Below are 1,152 nucleotides of genomic sequence, written 5' to 3' on the forward strand. Positions count from 1 at the left end.
CAGAGCGGCGTTGGAGTCATCTCGGGGTGGGCGTGTGAAGCTGAGGAGATCGTCATTGAGCTGGCTGGGACGCCGGTGCTGGCAGCGTATGGGACGCCGCGGGGGGATACCCAGGGGGAGTGTGGAGATAGCAACAACGGCTTCGTTCTCCTGGTGAACTGGAACAATCTGGGGCCGGGGGAACATGAGATTCGGGCGCTGGCCGATGGGGTCGAGTTTGCCCGGACGACTGTGCGGGTCACGACGCTGGGGGTGGAATTCCTGGAGGGTATGCGCCGGACGGTTGTCGTCCCGGACTTCCCCCATCCGGGCGAGACTACCACACTGCGATGGGAAGAGGCCCTCCAGAACTTCGTGATTATTCCCTGAAAGCCGGACGATGCCTGTGTCATTCCTGTTGCGCCCCGTAAAAATGAACAACACATGGGACCCTCAACGGGCGGTCATTCACACCCCAACAGCGCGTCCGTCCCCGGCTTATTCTCTCTCCCTTGCCCTGTCCATTGATCGCTGCATAAAAGCAACCACCTGGTCGGTCAGCTCATCCGCCCTGGCATCCAGTTCGGCCGGGCTCAGGTTGGCAATCGGGTGCGGGGTGACGACAAAGGCATAGTCCGGGGCTCCCCAGGTTTTGGCCATGGCTTGGCCGGTGGCAATAAACGGCCGGGTGACGATTGACACGGCCGGAATGCCGGCGTGTTCCAGCTTGATGCCGTCGAGCACACTGCTCGAACTGCACGAGCCTCAATCGCCGACCCCGGCCAGCACCAGGCCGGCGTGTTGCCGAAAATAGGCCAGGGCTTGGTCGCTGACGCTATGCCCGGACGACTTTTTGCGGTCCAGATGGATCATGGTCGCGCCGTAGCGGCCGTGCAGGCGCTGGGCGATTTTCAGCAGCAGTGTTTTCGACCAGGCCGAGCCGTACTCCATCGAGCGAGCGGGGACGCGGGGCGTAGGAAAACGACACGGGGGCTCTCTTGCCGCTCGTGGAGTGGTCGTCCGATACGGGCTGCTGGGGCGGGACGGTTGGGTCAAAGACCGTGCGAGGCATGGCAGTCCTCCTGTGGTTCACGTGATCGGGACGGTAATACTCCGGGTCCATCTGTTGCCCCAGCCCGGCAGGCAGGCCGACCAGCTGCCGGCCTGGCCGCC

3 protein-coding genes are annotated in these 1,152 nt (G+C 63.5%); 1 reads left to right on the forward strand and 2 read right to left on the reverse strand.

Going from position 1 to position 1,152, the window contains the following annotated elements; translation table 11 throughout:
- The coding region (locus J4F42_22055; protein ID MCE2488207.1) for a hypothetical protein at window positions 1-369 on the forward strand (369 nt) is incomplete at its 5' end.
- 108 nt (window positions 370-477) lie between these two features.
- Here J4F42_22055 and J4F42_22060 read toward each other — a convergent pair.
- Window positions 478-723 carry a hypothetical protein gene (locus J4F42_22060; protein ID MCE2488208.1) on the reverse strand — a complete coding sequence of 82 codons (246 nt, stop codon included), beginning with the start codon at window positions 721-723 and terminating at the stop codon, window positions 478-480.
- Window positions 724-744: 21 nt separating this feature from the next.
- Window positions 745-930 carry a hypothetical protein gene (locus J4F42_22065; GenBank protein ID MCE2488209.1) on the reverse strand — a complete coding sequence of 62 codons (186 nt, stop codon included), beginning with the start codon at window positions 928-930 and terminating at the stop codon, window positions 745-747.
- Window positions 931-1,152: the final 222 nt, after the last annotated feature.

The sequence above is a fragment of the Desulfurellaceae bacterium genome, from assembly GCA_021296095.1.
In the GTDB taxonomy this organism is placed as follows: domain Bacteria; phylum Desulfobacterota; class Binatia; order Bin18; family Bin18; genus JAAXHF01.

Coding starts and splice junctions, on each gene's coding strand:
- J4F42_22065 (MCE2488209.1), bottom strand. CDS start 930: ATGGAGTACGGCTCGGCCTGGTCGAAAACACTGCTGCTGAAAATCGCC.